The sequence below is a fragment of the Pseudomonas sp. MAG733B genome (genome assembly GCF_036884845.1).
Taxonomy (GTDB): domain Bacteria; phylum Pseudomonadota; class Gammaproteobacteria; order Pseudomonadales; family Pseudomonadaceae; genus Aquipseudomonas.
The window spans coordinates 1,424,323-1,441,872 of the sequence record NZ_CP145732.1 but is presented as its reverse complement, the minus strand read 5'-3'; the positions used below and the strand labels follow the sequence as shown (position 1 = coordinate 1,441,872).

Sequence of the window (17,550 nt, the reverse complement as noted above, 5' to 3'; positions counted from 1 at the left end):
CGCACGAACCGATCATAGATGATCGGTCCGGTTTGTCGCGAGGAGCGGCCCGCATTCGTTCAGCGCAGGTTCAGCGGCGAACGGGGCGTTTCTGCAGTTTGCGCTGCAGCGTGCGGCGGTGCATGCCCAGGGCGCGGGCAGTGGCGGAGATGTTGCCTTCGTGCTCGGTCAGCACGCGCTGGATGTGTTCCCACTGCAAGCGGTCCACGGACATCGGATTTTCCGGCACCAGGCTGTCGAGGTCGGCGTGCTCGGACAGCAGCGCGGCCAATACGTCGTCGGCGTCTGCCGGTTTGCACAGGTAGTTGCAGGCGCCACGCTTGATGGCTTCGACGGCGGTGGCAATGCTCGAATAACCGGTGAGGATCACCACACGCATTTCCGGGTCCATTTCCAGCAGTTTGGGCAGCAGCACCAGGCCCGAGTCGCCGTCCATTTTCAGGTCCAGTGCGGCGTAATCCGGCAGATCAGCCTGAGCCAGCGCCAGGCCTTCTTCGGCGGAACCGGCCGTGCTCACACGGAAACCACGGCGAGCCATGGCGCGGGCCATCACACGGGTAAAGGTCGCGTCATCGTCGACCAGCAGCAAATGCGGCAGTTCTTCGCCTTCGACTTGGATTTCGTCACTCATGTTCGTCTCCTCGGGCGCCGTGAGGCAGGCGCAGCTCGGTGAGCGTGCCGCCTTCTTCATGACTATAGAGTTTCACTGAGCCGCCGGCGCGTGTCACGCTGGCCTTGCTCAAAAACAGGCCCAGGCCGAAACCTTTGCCCTTGGTGGTAAAAAAGGGCTTGCCGATCTGCTCGGCAATCGCCAGCGGCACACCGGCACCGTGGTCGCGGATGCTGATGGTCATGTCCTCGGCGTTCCAGTCCAGGGTCACTTGCAGACCCTCGGGACAGGCGTCCGCCGCGTTGTTCAGCAAATTCAGCAAGGCCTGGGTCAGGTCTGGCGGCGGTGCCATGCGCGGCACGGTGCCCTGGCCGAGGCGCTGGAAGCGATAACTGGCTTCCGGGCGCATCAGGTGCCAGCGATTGAGCGCTTCGTCGAGCCAGTCGGTGACGTCCTGCATCTCCACCGCCAACCGGCGATTGGCCTCGGCGGCGCGCACCAGTTGCTGCAACGTCTCTTTACATAGCTTGACCTGATCCTGCAGCACGCTCAGGTCGTCCTGCAACATCGGGTCGTGATGGTCCTGGCGCATCTCCTTCAGCAATACGCTCATGGTCGCCAGCGGCGTGCCCAGTTCATGGGCGGCGCCTGCTGCTTGCGTGGCCACGGCCAACAGTTGCTGATCACGCAGGCCTTCTTCGCGGCGGATCGCTCGTAGCTCTTCCTGACGGCGCAGCTCTTCAGCCATGCGCGCGGCGAAGAAAGTGATCACTGCCGCCGCAAGCGCGAAACTCAACCACATCCCGTACACCTGCAAGTTTTCCCGGGCGATCGGGAAAGTTTGCAACGGATAGAAACGCGCCAGCAGCAAGGTGTACATCGTCAGCGCGATGCCCGACAGAATCACTGAGTAACGCCATGGCAATGTCACGGCGGCGATGGTCAGCGGCACCAGGTAATAAGAGACGAAGGGGTTGGTCGAACCGCCGGAGAAATACAGCAAGGCGCTGTGGATAAACAGGTCGCAGGCCAGTTGCACGGCGTATTCCAACTCGGTGACCGGCCACGAAGTGCGCAGGCGAATCGCCGTGAATGCACACAACAACATCGAGCAACCAAGGGTCGCGGCCAATTGGAACCAGGGCAGCGGCAGCAATTCGAGCCAGTAGGCCAGACCCACGGAACCGGCTTGGGCGGCCAGCACCAAAGTACGGATGAAAGTCAGCCGCCAGAGGTTCTGGCGAGTGGCGGAAGTGATTTGAACGGGGGCGAGCATGAGCTCTCCTGATGAGCGCTCCAGGCGGATCGCAGGGAGTATAACCAAGCGGCGGCTTCAGAAGCGAAAGTGCGGCAAACGACCACATGCCGAAACTGATAATGCTTTTGTGGCGAGGGAGCTTGCTCCCGCTGGACTGCGAAGCAGGCCCCTACCATCTCACTGTGCAAAACAGGGAAATCCTGCAACCGATTTTGCGACTGCTTCGCAGCCGAACGGGAGCAAGCTCCCTCGCCACAAAAAGCTCTGCACGCGTTATCTGTATAGAAGTTGTAACTGTGCGAACCGGATCATTAAAGCTAGAGTCTGATGGTTTCACGCAGGCTCGGTCAAAAACCTGCGCACCACCTTAGGAGCTTTCATGCACACATTCCGCCGCAGCGCCGCCCTTCTCGCCCTGAGCGTTGGCACCGTCGCCAGCCTCCCGGCCCTGGCTGCCGACGAGCTTCATTACAACCAGATTTCCCTGCGCGCCGAAGTCAGCCAGGAAGTGGCTCGCGACCTGATGATCGTGACCCTCTACACCGAAGAGCAAAACACCGACCCGGCCAAACTTGCCGCCGACGTCAGCACCACCATGAACAAGGCGCTGGCCCAGGCCAAGCAAGTCAAGGACATCACCCTGCGCCAGGGCAGCCGCAACAGCTACCCGATCTACGACGCCAAGGGCCAGAAAATCACTGGCTGGCGTGAACGCGCCGAGTTGCGCCTGGAAAGCACCGATTTCGCCGCACTGTCGAAGCTGACCGGCGAACTGCTCACCGACCTGAAGATGGGCGGCATGGACTTCGCCATCGCCACGCCAACCCGCAAGGCCAGTGAAGACACCCTGCTCAAGGATGCCGTGACCGCCTTCAAGGCCCGCGCACAACTGGCGACCGACGCACTGGGTGGCAAGGGCTACAAAATCGTCAATCTGAACTTCAACAGCAACGGCTACCCGCAGCCCTATATGCGCGCGCCGATGATGATGAAAGCCGCGAGCATGGACGGCGCTGCCCCGGTGACCCCGGAAGTGGAAGCCGGTACCAGCCAGGTCAGCATGACGGCTGACGGTTCGATTGAAGTGCTGATGCCTTAATCGGTAACCCGCAGGCAAAAAAAGGCGATCACTCCGGTGGTCGCCTTTTTTTTTGCAAACTGCGTCTATGCTGATTCTGGAAACGGACAGGAATACCCCTGAAAAACGACATCAGTTGCACTTGGTACAACTGCCCACCTTCGACCAAAACGAGTGCAACAATAACCACTCCCATTTAACCCCTACCCACCCCCACAGGACGGGGTATAAATAGGTAACACCCCGCCCCACGCGCGGGCAGCCCCACGCTTTAACGCACCATAAAAGTGCGACGATTGCACTGCAAAAACGCCGCGCAAACGGTCAAATGCGTCAAAAATTATACATATGCGACATTAAGGTACGTTCGTGCCACCGTTTAAGACCTGTAGTCGCTCAAGATCTTGCATTGGGTATGCCCCCTGCATAAGTATCCGCAGGCACGACTCACGAGGTCGTCCTCAAAATTAAAAAATGACAACAAATCATGAGGCCACCATGCTTAAACAAGCGGTCATTCCGTTTTTAGTCGGCGCTAGCTTGTTAGCCGCCGCACCGTTCGCTCAAGCTGCGACCAATCTGGTGTTCTGCTCCGAAGGGAGCCCGGCCGGTTTCGATCCAGGTCAATACACCACCGGAACCGACTTCGACGCCTCTGCAGAAACCATGTTCAACCGCCTGACTCAGTTCGAGCGCGGCGGCACCGCCGTTATTCCTGGCCTGGCGACCAGCTGGGACGTCTCCGATGACGGCCTGACGTACACCTTCCACCTGCGTGACGGTGTCAAGTTCCACACCACCCCGTACTTCAAGCCGACTCGTGATTTCAACGCCGACGACGTGCTGTTCACCTTTAATCGCATGATTAACAAGGATGACCCGTTCCGCAAAGCGTACCCGACTGAATTCCCGTACTTCACCGACATGGGGATGGATACCAACATCACCAAGATCGATAAAGTCGACGACAAGACCGTCAAGTTCACTCTGAAAGAAGTTGATGCTGCGTTCATCCAGAACATGGCCATGAGCTTCGCCTCCGTCCAGTCCGCCGAGTACGCTGCCCAGCTGCTCAAGGAAGGCAAGGCTGCCGACATCAACCAGAAGCCGATCGGCACTGGTCCGTTCGTGTTCAAGAGCTACCAGAAAGACTCCAACATCCGCTACACCGGGAACAAGGACTACTGGAAGCCTGATGACGTGAAGATCGACAACCTGATCTTCGCCATCACCACCGACCCGTCGGTACGTATCCAGAAGCTGAAAAAGGGCGAGTGCCAGATCACACTGTTCCCTCGCCCGGCCGACCTGAAGGCGCTGCGCGAAGACAAGGCCCTGAAGCTGCCTGACCAGGCCGGCTTCAACCTGGGTTACATCGCCTACAACGTGATGCCGCAGCTCAAGGGTCAAACCGTTCCAAACCCGCTGGCCGATCTGAAAGTGCGTCAAGCGCTGGATATGGCGGTCAACAAGCCACAGATCATCGAATCGGTCTATCAGGGCGCAGGCCAACTGGCTGTCAACGCCATGCCGCCAACCCAGTGGTCCTACGACACCACGATCAAGGATGCCAAATACGATCCTGAGAAAGCCAAGGCGCTACTCAAGGAAGCTGGCGTCAAAGAGGGTACCGAAATCGTTCTGTGGGCGATGCCGGTACAACGTCCGTACAACCCGAACGCCAAGCTGATGGCTGAGATGCTGCAGTCCGACTGGAAGAAGATCGGCCTGAACGTCAAAATCCAGAGCTACGAATGGGGCGAGTACATCAAACGCGCCAAAGGCGGCGAACAGCAAGCAATGCTGATTGGCTGGAGCGGCGACAATGGTGATCCGGACAACTGGCTGAACGTGCTGTTCGGTTGCGACTCCCTGAGCGGCAACAACTTCTCCAAATGGTGCGATCCGAAGTTTGATGGCATCGTCAAGGAAGCCAAGCGTACTTCTGACCAGGCCAAGCGCACCGAACTGTACAAACAGGCGCAACACGTCCTCAAAGACGCTGCTCCATACACACCTATCGCTCACTCGACGGTGTTCCAACCCATGCGTGCCGAAGTGCAGGACTTCAAGATCAGCCCGTTTGGCTTGAACTCCTTCTACGGCGTCAGCGTCAGCAAATAAGATCGGGTAACGGCGACGTCCTGGACGTCGCCGTTACTTTATCGACCGAGAAAGCAGGAATTCGCCTACATCCAAATCGTCTGCTGACTACAGCAGTCCGTTAGGACGCGTCGTCTTTTCCTACGAGTCTGTAAGGCTCTTCGCATGTACTGCCGGACCCACGGATTATACCGTCGGGATCCGACCAGCTCATGCGTGGGCTATCGGTTTTGCTGCACGTCATGGCTTGAAACCAATGAGGCCTCCACGTCCCCGAGCGGGACGAAGGCCCATTGCCAAAACACTGAACAAGAGAGAGCGTCATGCGCCATACCTTGGTTTTATCCGCTTTGCTGGGCACCGGTCTGTTGGCCGCCACCTCCATGAGCCAGGCCGCCAATAACAGCCTGGTGTTCTGCTCGGAAGGCAGCCCCGCCGGTTTCGACACGGCGCAGTACACGACCGCGACCGACAACGACGCCGCCGAGCCGCTGTACAACCGACTGGCAGAGTTTGAAAAAGGCGCGACCAATGTCGTACCGGGCTTGGCCACGAGTTGGGATATTTCCGAAGACGGCCTCAAGTACACCTTTCACCTGCGCCCAGGCGTGAAGTTTCATACAACCAAGTACTTCACACCGACCCGCGACTTCAATGCCGATGACGTGCTGTTCACGTTCAACCGCATGCTCGATCCGCAACAACCTTTCCGTAAGGCCTACCCGACGGAGTTCCCCTACTTCAACGGCATGAGCCTGAACAAGAACATTGCCAAGGTCGAAAAGACCGGGCCGCTGACCGTGGTCATGACGCTTAACAGCGTGGACGCCGCGTTCATCCAGAACATCGCCATGAGCTTCGCCGCGATCCTCTCCGCCGAGTACGCCGACAAGCTGCTGGCCGAAGGCAAGCCGAGCGACATTAACCAGAAACCGATCGGCACCGGGCCGTTCGTGTTCAAGAGCTACCAGAAAGACTCGAACATCCGTTACACCGGCAACAAGCACTACTGGGACCCGAGCCGCGTGAAGCTCGACAACCTGATTTTCGCCATCAACACCGACGCTTCGGTGCGGGTGCAGAAACTCAAGGCCGACGAGTGCCAGATCACCCTGCACCCGCGCCCGGCCGATGTGACTGCGCTGAAGAACGACCCAAAACTGCAACTGATCGAGAAGCCAGGCTTCAACCTCGGCTACATCGCCTACAACGTGCGCCACAAGCCGTTCGACCAGCTCGAAGTGCGCCAGGCGCTCGACATGGCGGTGAACAAGCAAGGCATTCTCAACGCCGTTTACCAGGGCGCGGGGCAACTGGCGGTCAACGCCATGCCACCGACCCAATGGTCCTACGACGAGACCATCAAGGACGCCGCCTACAATCCGGAAAAAGCCAAGGAACTGCTCAAGGCTGCCGGCGTGAAAGAAGGCACCGAAATCACCCTGTGGGCCATGCCCGTCCAACGCCCGTACAACCCGAACGCCAAGTTGATGGCCGAGATGCTCCAGGCTGACTGGGCGAAGATCGGCCTCAAGGTCAAGATCGTCAGCTACGAATGGGGCGAGTACATCAAGCGCACCAAGAACGGCGAGCACGACATCAGCCTGATCGGCTGGACCGGTGACAACGGTGACCCGGACAACTGGCTCGGCACGCTGTACAGCTGCGACGCCATTGGCGGCAACAACTACTCCATGTGGTGTGATCCGGCTTACGACAAGCTGATCAAGCAGGCCAAAGTCGTGACCGACCGCGACCAGCGCACCCTGCTCTACAAACAGGCGCAGCAGTACCTCAAGCAGCAGGTACCGATCACGCCAGTCGCCCACTCGACGGTCAACCAGCCGTTGAGCGCCAAAATCGAAGGGTTCAAAGTCAGCCCGTTCGGTCGCAACGTGTTCTCGGGTGTCAGCATCGAAAAATAAATCCGTGTAGCTAAAACGCTGGGGGCGCATTGCGCCCTCACGAAAGCGTATTGCCGTAATTCGCCAATATGGCTTACAGCAAACGTTTGCGATGCCTGTATGAGTTCTAAACCAAAAGCCGGACCACCAAAAAAGACCGGCATAAAAAAAAGAAAGTAAGGAGCTTTACCCATGAAACTGAGCAGCACCGCGATACTGGCGTTAGCCATCAGCAGCATCACCGCCGGGGCCCATGCTGAAAGCGTCAGTCAGGATTTCGTTCCGACTCAACTGGCAAGTACCAATTCCCAATCGGAAGCCAAAGGTTTTATCGATGGCCAGAGCCTGTCGGGTACTACCCGTAACTGGTACGCCAACGAAGACAAGCAGCGCGGCGGCACCTTCAAGTACGAGCGGCACGGTGAAGAACTGAACGGCTCGCGTCGAATCAACTGGGTTCAGGGCACCATCCTGAACTACACCTCGGGCTTCACCCAAGGCACTGTCGGCTTCAGCACTGAAGTCGCCGCGTACAACGCGATTGCTCTGGATCGCAGCCGCGAAGACATCAAGGGCGGCTCCAACCGCACCCTCGCCCACTCCAACGGCGATGCCGTGGATCAGTGGAGCAAACTGGGTCTGGCCAACGTCAAGGCACGTGTCTCCAACACCACCCTGACCGCCGGCCGCATGAATTTCAGCAGCCCGATTGTCGACGTTATCGGCAACCGTCCGCTGCCTTCGAGCTTTGAAGGTGTAGCGATCCACAGCGAAGAATTCGACAATCTGTCGTTCGACCTGGCCACCTTCGACCGTGTGTCACCACGTACCGAACAGAGCCTGTCGAAATTCCGCACCGAATACTCCAACATCAACGCTGAAACCGACCACGTAAACACAGCGGGTCTGAACTACGCGCCGCTGAAAAGCCTGCAAACCAGCCTGTACGCGACCCAGGCTGAAGACTTCTGGAACCAGTACTACTTCGGCGCCACTCACCAACTGGGCGACAGTTCGGTACTGAGCCTGACCACCGGCCTGAACTACTACAAAACCGTCGACGAAGGCAAAAAGTTGATGGGTGAGATCGACAACGACACCTACTCCCTGTCGTTCGGCCTGACTCACCAGGCTCACACTGTCACTTTCTCGTACCAAGAAGTGAACGGTAACGAGTACTTCGACTACCTGCACGAAACCAACGGCATCTACCTGGCCAACTCCCTGCTGTCGGACTTCAACGGTCCGAATGAGAAATCCTTCCAGATCGCTTACGGCCTCAACATGGCCGAATACGGCGTGCCAGGCCTGAAATTCAATATCTACCAGGCTCGCGGCTGGGGCATCGACGGTACTCACTACACCGGCACCGCCTACGACGTTAAGAAAATGGACGGCGAGCATCACTACGAATACGGCATCGGTTCTACGTACGCCGTGCAGAGCGGCCCGCTCAAGGCCACGACTATCCGCGCGACCTACACCACCCACCGCGCCAGCGAAAACCAGGCTGACGGCAGCATCAACGAGTTCCGTCTCGTGACCACTGTTCCGTTCAACATTCTGTAATGCATGTGCCGAGCGGCGAATTCCGTGAAGAATCGCCGTTCGGCTTTTGTCCTTTAACCGATTGCAGAGGGTTCTTGATGAAAATGCTTCCCCTACGTGCGGCCATCGCGGCCGCCTTGCTGAGTGTCGCGGTGGGCGTATCGGCCAAACCGCTGGTGGTTTGCACCGAAGCCAGTCCAGAAGGCTTCGACATGGTCCAGTACACGACTGCAGTCACAGCCGATGCGGTGGCCGAAACCATCTTCAATCGTCTGGCGGACTTCAAGCCCGGCACCACGGACGTGATTCCGGCACTGGCCGAATCCTGGGACATCAGCGAAGACGGTCTGAGCTACACGTTCCACCTTCGTAAAGGCGTCAAGTTTCACACCACCGAATACTTCAAGCCGACCCGCGACATGAATGCCGACGACGTGGTCTGGAGCTTCCAGCGTCAACTGGACCCAAATCATCCGTGGCACAAACTGTCGAGCGTGGGCTTCCCGTACTTTGAAAGCATGGGCTTCAAAGAACTGCTCAAGAGCGTCGAGAAAGTCGACGACAACACGGTCAAGTTCACTCTGACCCGTCGTGAAGCGCCGTTCCTGGCGGACATCGCCATGGCCTTCTCGTCGATCTACTCCGCCGAGTACGCCGATCAGCTGCTCAAGGCCAACAAGGCCGGCGACCTGAACAACAAACCGGTCGGCACTGGCCCGTTCGTCTTCCAGCGCTACAACAAGGACGCCCAGGTTCGTTTCAAGGCCAACCCGGACTACTTCCGTGGCAAGCCACCGGCCGAAGCGCTGATCCTGGCCATCGCCACCGACAACAACGTGCGCCTGCAGAAACTCAAGGCCAACGAGTGCCAGGTCGCGCTGTACCCGAAGCCGGATGACATCCCGAGCATCAAGAAAGACGACAAGCTGAAAGTCGATGAACTGAATGCGATGACCGTCTCGTACGTGGCCATGAACACCACGCACAAGTACATGAGCGACGTGCGGGTGCGCAAAGCCATCGACATCGCCTTCGACAAGGAAGCCTATGTCAACGCGCTGTTCGGCAAAGGCAACGCGACCGCGGCAGTCAACCCGTTCCCCGATACACTGCTGGGCTACAACCACGACCTGAAGAACCCGGTCCGTGACCTGGACAAGGCTCGCGCCCTGCTCAAGGAAGCCGGCGTACCGGAAGGCACCACCTTCACCCTGTTCACCCGCAACGGTGGCGGTCCGACCAACCCGAACCCGATGCTCGGCGCGCAGATGATGCAAGCCGACCTGGCCAAGGTCGGGATCAAGATCGACATTCGCGTGATGGAATGGGGCGAAATGCTCAAGCGCGCGAAAAACGGCGAGCACGACATGGTTTCCGCCGGATGGGCGGGCGACAACGGCGACCCGGATAACTTCCTGACGCCTATGCTCAGTTGCGAAGCGGCCAAGAACGGCGAAAACTATGCACGCTGGTGCAATGACAAATTCCAGGCCCTGATCGATCAGGCCCGCGAAAAAACCGACCCGGCCGAGCGTGCTGCACTGTACGAACAGGCCCAGGTTATTTTTAACCAGGACCAGCCATGGATCAGCATGGCACACACTAGAATGTTCACCGCAATGCGCAACAACGTAGAGGGTTATCACATTAGCCCCCTCACCACGAATAACTTCGCCACCACCCAGGTGAAGTAAATAAGAAAACTCCCGGCGTGCCTGACCCAGGCATGCCGGGCACGCCTAACCGGCTGATGAGGTACAACACACGATGTTTAGTTTTATTGCCCGCCGACTGGGGTTACTGATCCCCACGTTCTTCGGCATCACCCTGCTGACTTTCGCGTTGATTCGCATGATCCCTGGCGACCCCGTGGAAGTCATGATGGGAGAACGTAGGGTCGATCCCGAAATGCACGCTCAGGCAATGGAACGCCTAGGTCTGAACAAACCCCTGTATGCCCAGTACCTGGATTACATCGGCAAACTGGCCCACGGCGATCTCGGGGAATCCCTGCGTACCCGTGAAAGTGTATGGACCGAGTTCACCTCCCTCTTCCCTGCGACCCTGGAACTGTCCATGGCCGCGCTGTTGTTCGCCGGCATTCTGGGCCTTCTGGCCGGGGTGATCGCGGCACTCAAGCGAGGATCCCTGTTCGACCACGGGGTGATGGGCATCTCCCTCGCGGGATACTCGATGCCGATCTTCTGGTGGGGCCTGATCCTGATCATGTTCTTCTCGGTATCCCTGGGCTGGACCCCGGTGTCCGGGCGGATCGACCTGCTCTACGACATCGAGCCGCGCACCGGCTTCATGCTGATCGATACATTGCTGGCCGATGACGTCGGCGCATTCTTCGACGCCCTGCATCACCTGATCCTGCCGGCCATCGTGCTCGGCACCATCCCGCTGGCGGTGATCGCGCGGATGACCCGTTCGTCGATGCTCGAAGTGCTGCGCGAGGATTACATCCGTACCGCCCGCGCCAAAGGCCTGTCGCCGTCGCGCGTGGTGTTCGTGCACGGTCTGCGTAACGCGCTGATTCCGGTACTGACCGTGGTCGGTCTGCAAGTCGGCACCCTGCTGGCCGGTGCGGTCCTGACCGAAACCATCTTCTCCTGGCCGGGCATCGGCAAATGGCTGATCGAAGCCATCGGCGCCCGGGACTACCCAGTCGTACAAAACGGCATCCTGTTAATCGCCTGCCTGGTGATTCTGGTCAACTTCGTAGTGGACATCCTCTACGGCTTTGCCAACCCACGCATCCGTCATCAGCGCTGAGGTCAATAACCATGAGCACTCCAACATCCTCAGTAGCCACCGCCGCCTCCGCCGTGGATCAAAGCCTGCTGTATCCGTCGCCGTACAAAGAATTCTGGCAAGCGTTCTCCAAGAACAAAGGCGCCGTTGCCGGCCTGATGTTCATGCTGCTGGTGATTTTCTGCGCCATCTTCGCCCCGTGGGTTGCCCCCCATGACCCGAGCGAGCAGTACCGTGATTTCCTGCTGACCCCGCCAGCCTGGCTGGAAGGTGGGCAGATCCAGTTCCTGCTCGGCACCGATGAATTGGGTCGCGACCTGCTGTCGCGCCTGATCCAGGGTTCGCGCCTGTCGCTGCTGATCGGCTTGTCGTCGGTGGTGATGTCGCTGATTCCGGGGATCCTGCTGGGTCTGTTCGCCGGTTTCTTCCCGAAAGCGGTCGGCCCGACCATCATGCGTCTGATGGACATCATGCTGGCCCTGCCGTCGCTGCTGCTGGCCGTGGCGATCGTCGCCATCCTCGGCCCTGGCCTGATCAACACCGTGATCGCGATCGCCGTGGTGTCCCTGCCGTCCTACGTTCGTCTGACCCGCGCTGCGGTGATGGGCGAGCTGAACCGCGACTACGTGACCGCCGCGCGCCTGGCCGGTGCCGGTCTGCCACGCCTGATGTTCGTGACTGTGCTGCCTAACTGCATGGCACCACTGATCGTTCAGGCAACCCTGAGCTTCTCCTCGGCAATTCTCGATGCCGCCGCACTGGGCTTCCTCGGCCTTGGCGTACAACCGCCAACCCCTGAGTGGGGCACCATGCTGGCCTCGGCCCGCGACTACATCGAACGCGCCTGGTGGGTAGTCAGCCTGCCTGGTTTGACCATTTTGCTCAGCGTGCTGGCAATCAACTTGATGGGTGACGGCCTGCGCGACGCGCTGGACCCGAAACTCAAGAACGCCGCCTGAGGAGATTCCAATGTCACTGTTAGAAATCAAGAATCTCAACGTTCGCTTCGGCGACAAGAACGCTACGCCCGTGGTCGATGGCCTCGACCTGAAAGTGGACAAAGGCGAAGTGCTGGCCATCGTTGGCGAGTCGGGTTCGGGTAAATCCGTGACCATGATGGCGCTGATGGGTCTGATCGAGCATCCCGGCATCGTTACCGCTGACTCGCTCAGCTTCGACGGCAAGGACATGCTCAAGCTGAGCAATCGTCAGCGTCGGCAAATCGTCGGCAAAGACCTGTCGATGGTCTTCCAGGACCCGATGACCGCACTGAACCCGAGCTACACCGTCGGTTTCCAGATCGAAGAAGTGCTGCGCCTGCACCTGAAAATGTCCGGCAAGGCAGCGCGCAAGCGTGCCATCGAACTGCTGGAAAAAGTGGAGATCCCGGGCGCGGCCAGCCGCATGGACGCCTACCCGCATCAACTGTCCGGTGGCATGAGTCAGCGCGTTGCGATCGCCATGGCTATTGCTGGCGAACCAAAACTGCTGATCGCCGACGAACCGACCACTGCGCTGGACGTAACGATCCAGGCGCAGATCATGGACCTACTGCTGGCGTTGCAGAAAGAGCAGAACATGGGCCTGGTGCTGATCACCCACGACCTCGCCGTCGTGGCTGAAACCGCCCAGCGCGTGTGCGTGATGTACGCAGGCCAGGCCGTCGAAGTCGGTCAGGTGCCACAGTTGTTCGACATTCCGGCGCACCCGTACAGCGAAGCATTGCTCAAGGCGATTCCGGAACACAGCCAGGGTGCCGCGCGCCTGTCGACCCTGCCGGGCATCGTTCCCGGTCGCTACGACCGTCCGCAGGGTTGCCTGCTGTCGCCGCGCTGCCCGTACGTGCAGGACAACTGCCGCTCGCAGCGGCCGGCCCTTGACCCGAAAAGCAACAGCCTCGCCCGCTGCTTCTACCCGCTGAACCAGGAGGTGGCGTAATGGCCGTCGTACTTACCGCCCGCGACCTGACCCGTCACTACGAAGTGTCCCGTGGCATGTTCAAGGGTCACGCCACCGTACGCGCCCTCAACGGTGTGTCGTTTGAACTGGAAGCCGGCAAGACCCTCGCTGTCGTAGGCGAATCGGGTTGTGGCAAGTCCACCCTGGCCCGCGCCCTGACCCTGATCGAAGAGCCGTCTTCGGGCTCCTTGAAAATCGCCGGCCAGGAAGTCGCCGGCGCAGACAAGGCCCAGCGCAAGCAATTGCGCAAAGACGTGCAGATGGTGTTCCAGAGCCCTTACGCTTCGTTGAACCCTCGGCAAAAAGTCGGCGATCAGTTGGCTGAGCCGCTGCTGATCAACACCAACCTGTCGGCCTCCGAACGTCGCGAGAAAGTCCAGGCGATGATGAAGCAGGTGGGCTTGCGTCCTGAGCACTACCAGCGTTATCCGCACATGTTCTCCGGCGGTCAGCGCCAGCGGATCGCCCTGGCCCGAGCGATGATGCTCCAGCCTAAAGTGCTGGTCGCGGATGAGCCGACCTCGGCGCTGGACGTATCGATTCAGGCACAGGTGCTGAACCTGTTCATGGACCTGCAACAAGAGTTCAACACCGCCTACGTGTTCATCTCCCACAACCTGGCGGTGGTGCAACACGTTGCCGATGACGTGATGGTGATGTACCTCGGTCGCCCGGTGGAAATGGGGCCGAAGAACGACATCTACGAACGCCCTCTGCACCCGTACACCCAGGCACTGTTGTCGGCCACACCGACGATTCACCCGGACCCCAACAAACCGAAAATCAAGATCGTCGGCGAGTTGCCCAACCCGCTGAACCCGCCACCCGGCTGCGCGTTCCACAAGCGCTGTCCATACGCCACCGAGCGTTGCAGCACTGAAGAGCCGGCCCTGCGCCTGCTCGACAGTCGTCAGGTGGCTTGCCACTACGCCGAGCAGTTCCTCGACGGCGCGGCATAAAAATGTGGGAGCCAGCCTGCTGGCGATAGCGACATACCCGTCAACATTTCTGTTTACAGGCGCACCGCAATCGCCAGCAGGCTAGCTCCCACAGAGAGATGTGTTAATTGAACCCCTTCCATTTCAGGTGGAAGGGGTTTTATTTTGTCTGCGATTTACGTCTGGCTATCGCCTTCGTCGGAGTCATCGGAGTCCGGTTCGTCGGTGGTCGAGTCATCGTCGCCCTCAGCCCCACCCTGCCCTTTGTCGCCCGGCTCGGATTCGGACTTGGCGATCATCAGTTCGCCATGCGTCCCCTGCCCGCTCGAAGCCTGAGTCTCATGATCCTCACACTCGGCCCAGACCGCCGAGCTACCGAGGGTCAACATCACCAACACCTTCATCATCAATAAAACGCGGAGCAATCTGTTCATGGCCGTATCCATCCTTTCATAGAGAGCCTGTCTGGCGCTGATTGAAATCTAGTTCCGATCAGGCGGGTTCTCCAGATAGGACGCTAATGAACGGACGGAAATGCCGTGTATCGGCAGATTGCTTTCGAATAAGGCCTATACCCAAATCCACTAACACCCATTACCCCTGTAGGAGCGAGCCTGCTCGCGATGAGGTCATCACATTCAACAAATATGGTGACGGATACACCGCTATCGCGAGCAGGCTCGCTCCTACATGGAAATTCACCAGGCAATAAAAAACCCCGAGGCTTTCGCATCGGGGCTTTTGATTTTGCAGCTCAGCGCTTAGTGATGCTCACGCGTCGCACGGAATTTCACGTCCGGCCAGCGCTCTTCCATCAGTGCCAGGTTGACCCGCGTCGGCGCGAGGTAGGTCAGGTGACCGCCGCCGTCCAGTGCCAGGTTTTCCACAGCTTTGTTGGAGAATTCCTCGAGCTTCTTCTTGTCGCTGCATTCGATCCAGCGTGCCGAGTAAACAGTGATCGGCTCGTAGGAGCACTCGACCTTGTATTCCTCTTTCAAACGGCTGGCGACCACATCGAACTGCAGCACACCGACGGCGCCGAGGATGATGTCGTTGCTGCGTTCCGGGAAGAACACCTGGGTCGCGCCTTCTTCGGCCAGTTGCTGCAGACCTTGGCGCAGTTGCTTGGATTTCAGCGGATCACGCAGACGCACGCGACGGAACAGTTCCGGGGCGAAGTGCGGGATGCCGGTGAAGCCCAGGACTTCACCTTCGGTAAAGGTGTCGCCGATCTGGATGGTGCCGTGGTTGTGCAGGCCGATGATGTCGCCGGCAAACGCCTCTTCCAGTTGCTCACGCTCCGAGGAGAAGAACGTCAGAGCGTCGCCGATCCGCACGTCCTTGCCGGTGCGCACGTGGCGCATCTTCATGCCTTTTTCGTACTTGCCGGAGCAGATACGCATGAAGGCGATCCGGTCGCGGTGTTTCGGGTCCATGTTCGCCTGGATCTTGAAGATGAAGCCCGAGAACTTCTCTTCCACCGGCTCGACGGTGCGCTCGTTGGCCACGCGCGCCAGAGGGCGCGGCGCCCAATCAACCACGGCGTCGAGGACGTGGTCGACACCGAAGTTGCCCAGTGCCGTACCGAAGAACACCGGGGTCAGCTGACCGTCGAGGAATTCCTGCTGGTTGAACTCGTGGCAGGCGCCCTGCACCAGCTCCAGCTGCTCGATGAAACGCTCGTACTCGTCACCCAGATGCGCACGGGCTTCGTCGGAATCGAGCTTCTCGATGATCTTGGTTTCGGTGCGTTCGTGACCGTGACCGGCGGTGTAGACAATGATGTAGTCGTCGGCGAGGTGATAAACACCCTTGAAGTCGCGGTAGCAACCGATCGGCCAGGTAATCGGCGCAGCCTTGATCTTCAGGACCGCTTCGATTTCGTCGAGCAGTTCGATAGGGTCACGGATGTCACGGTCGAGTTTGTTGATGAAGCTGACGATCGGCGTGTCACGCAGACGGCAGACGTCCATCAGAGCGATGGTCCGTGGCTCTACACCTTTACCGCCGTCGAGAACCATCAACGCCGAGTCCACCGCCGTCAGGGTGCGGTAGGTATCTTCGGAGAAGTCTTCGTGACCCGGGGTGTCGAGCAGGTTGATCATGTGCTCGCGATACGGGAACTGCATGACCGACGTGGTAATGGAAATACCACGCTGCTTTTCCATTTCCATCCAGTCGGAGGTGGCATGGCGGTCGGACTTACGAGATTTCACCGTACCGGCAACCGCAATCGCCTTGCCCATCAGCAAGAGCTTCTCGGTGATGGTGGTCTTACCGGCATCGGGGTGGGAAATAATGGCGAAAGTGCGGCGTTTCGCGACTTCGGCGGCCTGTTTGGTCATGGGAAATCGCCTGGCAGGTGATTCAAAAAAAGGGCGCAGATTATAGCCCAACTTGAGTCAATAACCGAACCGTTGAGCACATTAGGGGTGGCCAAATACTGCTTCAGATGGGAACCTTTTAAAGCACGGAGACGTCCACTCCCCCGTAACGACCACTCGTCGGGGGCCTGAAACACCTGCAATTCGGCCTGACGAGGCTGTGCTCATGGCTCGATTTCGTGCCCTTTTACCGGCATTGATAGAGCTGCTTCTCGCGAATGCTTTACCCGGCAGCCAGGAATGGCCTGCCACACGGGACTGCGTTCGCCGACTGAAAAAAGGAGTCCGCCTGTGGCTATCCACTATGGCAAAGGGCTGATAGGAGGCGCGCTGGTATTCGCCCTTCTGGCCCTGCTGATCCACTGGATCGGCATCAACACGATCGAACACTACCGCGACGATTTGTTGTTTTACCTGCAAGCTCATCTGATTCTCGTCCTCGCTTCCATGCTGGCCGCCCTTGTCGTGGGCATTCCTGCAGGCATCCTCCTCAGCCGCCCGAACATGGTCGGCCGCGCCGAACGCTTCATGCAGTTCTTCAATATCGGCAACACCGTTCCGCCGCTCGCCGTTCTGGCCATCGCCCTCGGCATCCTCGGCATCGGCAGCGGCCCGGCCATCTTCGCCCTGTTCCTCGCCTCGTTGCTGCCCATCGTACGCAACACCTACGAAGGCCTGAAAAACGTTCAGGGCTCGCTCAAGGAAGCCGCCGTCGGCATCGGCATGACCCCGCGCCAGGTGCTGTGGAAAGTCGAATTGCCCAACGCCGTGCCGATCATCATCGGTGGCGTGCGCGTGGCGTTGGCGATCAACGTCGGGACGGCGCCGCTGGCGTTCCTGATCGGCGCCAATAGTCTTGGCAGCCTGATCTTCCCCGGCATTGCCCTGAACAATCAGCCGCAACTGCTGCTCGGCGCCGCGTGCACCGCGCTGCTGGCGTTGTTGCTCGATGGCCTGGTGACACTCGCCAGCCGTCTCTGGCTCGAACGCGGCTTGCGCCCGTCTTAAGCC

Annotated in this window: 14 protein-coding genes; 10 read left to right on the top strand and 4 right to left on the bottom strand. The window is 59.2% G+C overall.

The window, feature by feature from the left end:
* Nucleotides 1-70: 70 nt before the first annotated feature.
* Complete coding sequence (locus V6Z53_RS06470) at nucleotides 71-631, bottom strand: response regulator transcription factor (RefSeq protein ID WP_150703605.1); 561 nt, start codon at nucleotides 629-631, stop codon at nucleotides 71-73.
* The gene (locus tag V6Z53_RS06465; RefSeq protein WP_338584678.1) at nucleotides 624-1,886 is read right to left on the bottom strand and encodes an ATP-binding protein; all 1,263 of its coding nucleotides are present in this window, start codon (nucleotides 1,884-1,886) and stop codon (nucleotides 624-626) included. The genes V6Z53_RS06470 and V6Z53_RS06465 overlap by 8 nt, the downstream gene beginning before the upstream one ends.
* A gap of 361 nt (nucleotides 1,887-2,247) precedes the next feature.
* Here V6Z53_RS06465 and V6Z53_RS06460 point away from each other — a divergent pair, with 361 nt between their 5' ends.
* The 9 genes from V6Z53_RS06460 to V6Z53_RS06420 all read left to right on the top strand — a co-directional run bounded on the left by V6Z53_RS06460 (nucleotide 2,248) and on the right by V6Z53_RS06420 (nucleotide 14,176).
* Nucleotides 2,248-2,967, top strand: coding sequence for an SIMPL domain-containing protein (locus V6Z53_RS06460; RefSeq protein ID WP_338584677.1), 720 nt, complete (start codon nucleotides 2,248-2,250; stop codon nucleotides 2,965-2,967).
* A 477-nt stretch (nucleotides 2,968-3,444) separates the two neighbouring features.
* Nucleotides 3,445-5,070, top strand: a complete 1,626-nt coding sequence (locus tag V6Z53_RS06455; protein ID WP_338584676.1) for an ABC transporter substrate-binding protein — start codon at nucleotides 3,445-3,447, stop codon at nucleotides 5,068-5,070.
* Between the two features lie 302 nt (nucleotides 5,071-5,372).
* Complete coding sequence (locus V6Z53_RS06450; RefSeq protein WP_338584674.1) at nucleotides 5,373-6,974, top strand: ABC transporter substrate-binding protein; 1,602 nt, start codon at nucleotides 5,373-5,375, stop codon at nucleotides 6,972-6,974.
* Nucleotides 6,975-7,145: 171 nt separating this feature from the next.
* Entirely contained in the window at nucleotides 7,146-8,522 is a 1,377-nt protein-coding gene (locus tag V6Z53_RS06445; RefSeq protein WP_338584673.1) for an OprD family porin, read from the top strand.
* 77 nt (nucleotides 8,523-8,599) lie between these two features.
* The gene (locus V6Z53_RS06440) at nucleotides 8,600-10,195 is read left to right on the top strand and encodes an ABC transporter substrate-binding protein (protein WP_338584672.1); all 1,596 of its coding nucleotides are present in this window, start codon (nucleotides 8,600-8,602) and stop codon (nucleotides 10,193-10,195) included.
* 73 nt (nucleotides 10,196-10,268) lie between these two features.
* On the top strand, nucleotides 10,269-11,279 hold the full coding sequence (locus tag V6Z53_RS06435) for an ABC transporter permease subunit (protein WP_075947650.1): 1,011 nt from the start codon (nucleotides 10,269-10,271) through the stop codon (nucleotides 11,277-11,279).
* Nucleotides 11,280-11,290: 11 nt separating this feature from the next.
* Entirely contained in the window at nucleotides 11,291-12,217 is a 927-nt protein-coding gene (locus tag V6Z53_RS06430) for an ABC transporter permease subunit (protein ID WP_150703598.1), read from the top strand.
* A 10-nt stretch (nucleotides 12,218-12,227) separates the two neighbouring features.
* Nucleotides 12,228-13,196, top strand: coding sequence for an oligopeptide/dipeptide ABC transporter ATP-binding protein (locus tag V6Z53_RS06425; protein WP_338584671.1), 969 nt, complete (start codon nucleotides 12,228-12,230; stop codon nucleotides 13,194-13,196).
* The gene (locus V6Z53_RS06420; protein WP_103394126.1) at nucleotides 13,196-14,176 is read left to right on the top strand and encodes a peptide ABC transporter ATP-binding protein; all 981 of its coding nucleotides are present in this window, start codon (nucleotides 13,196-13,198) and stop codon (nucleotides 14,174-14,176) included. Before V6Z53_RS06425 ends, V6Z53_RS06420 begins: the two co-directional genes overlap by 1 nt.
* Nucleotides 14,177-14,331: 155 nt before the next feature.
* Here V6Z53_RS06420 and V6Z53_RS06415 read toward each other — a convergent pair whose 3' ends face one another.
* Both V6Z53_RS06415 and V6Z53_RS06410 read right to left on the bottom strand, forming a co-directional pair.
* The gene (locus tag V6Z53_RS06415; protein ID WP_338584669.1) at nucleotides 14,332-14,589 is read right to left on the bottom strand and encodes a hypothetical protein; all 258 of its coding nucleotides are present in this window, start codon (nucleotides 14,587-14,589) and stop codon (nucleotides 14,332-14,334) included.
* A 327-nt stretch (nucleotides 14,590-14,916) separates the two neighbouring features.
* Nucleotides 14,917-16,500, bottom strand: a complete 1,584-nt coding sequence (locus V6Z53_RS06410; protein ID WP_008057464.1) for a peptide chain release factor 3 — start codon at nucleotides 16,498-16,500, stop codon at nucleotides 14,917-14,919.
* 330 nt (nucleotides 16,501-16,830) lie between these two features.
* On the opposite strand from V6Z53_RS06410, the gene V6Z53_RS06405 reads away from it, so the two are divergent.
* Nucleotides 16,831-17,547 carry an ABC transporter permease gene (locus V6Z53_RS06405; RefSeq protein WP_338584668.1) on the top strand — a complete coding sequence of 239 codons (717 nt, stop codon included), beginning with the start codon at nucleotides 16,831-16,833 and terminating at the stop codon, nucleotides 17,545-17,547.
* The last annotated feature ends 3 nt before the right edge of the window (nucleotides 17,548-17,550 follow it).

Bases quoted from the DNA above. Each gene is read 5' to 3' on its own strand.
- V6Z53_RS06470 (WP_150703605.1), bottom strand. From the start codon at position 631: ATGAGTGACGAAATCCAAGTCGAAGGCGAAGAACTGCCGCATTTGCTG.
- V6Z53_RS06465 (WP_338584678.1), bottom strand. From the start codon at position 1,886: ATGCTCGCCCCCGTTCAAATCACTTCCGCCACTCGCCAGAACCTCTGG.
- V6Z53_RS06460 (WP_338584677.1), top strand. From the start codon at position 2,248: ATGCACACATTCCGCCGCAGCGCCGCCCTTCTCGCCCTGAGCGTTGGC.
- V6Z53_RS06455 (WP_338584676.1), top strand. From the start codon at position 3,445: ATGCTTAAACAAGCGGTCATTCCGTTTTTAGTCGGCGCTAGCTTGTTA.
- V6Z53_RS06450 (WP_338584674.1), top strand. From the start codon at position 5,373: ATGCGCCATACCTTGGTTTTATCCGCTTTGCTGGGCACCGGTCTGTTG.
- V6Z53_RS06445 (WP_338584673.1), top strand. From the start codon at position 7,146: ATGAAACTGAGCAGCACCGCGATACTGGCGTTAGCCATCAGCAGCATC.
- V6Z53_RS06440 (WP_338584672.1), top strand. From the start codon at position 8,600: ATGAAAATGCTTCCCCTACGTGCGGCCATCGCGGCCGCCTTGCTGAGT.
- V6Z53_RS06435 (WP_075947650.1), top strand. From the start codon at position 10,269: ATGTTTAGTTTTATTGCCCGCCGACTGGGGTTACTGATCCCCACGTTC.
- V6Z53_RS06430 (WP_150703598.1), top strand. From the start codon at position 11,291: ATGAGCACTCCAACATCCTCAGTAGCCACCGCCGCCTCCGCCGTGGAT.
- V6Z53_RS06425 (WP_338584671.1), top strand. From the start codon at position 12,228: ATGTCACTGTTAGAAATCAAGAATCTCAACGTTCGCTTCGGCGACAAG.
- V6Z53_RS06420 (WP_103394126.1), top strand. From the start codon at position 13,196: ATGGCCGTCGTACTTACCGCCCGCGACCTGACCCGTCACTACGAAGTG.
- V6Z53_RS06415 (WP_338584669.1), bottom strand. From the start codon at position 14,589: ATGAACAGATTGCTCCGCGTTTTATTGATGATGAAGGTGTTGGTGATG.
- V6Z53_RS06410 (WP_008057464.1), bottom strand. From the start codon at position 16,500: ATGACCAAACAGGCCGCCGAAGTCGCGAAACGCCGCACTTTCGCCATT.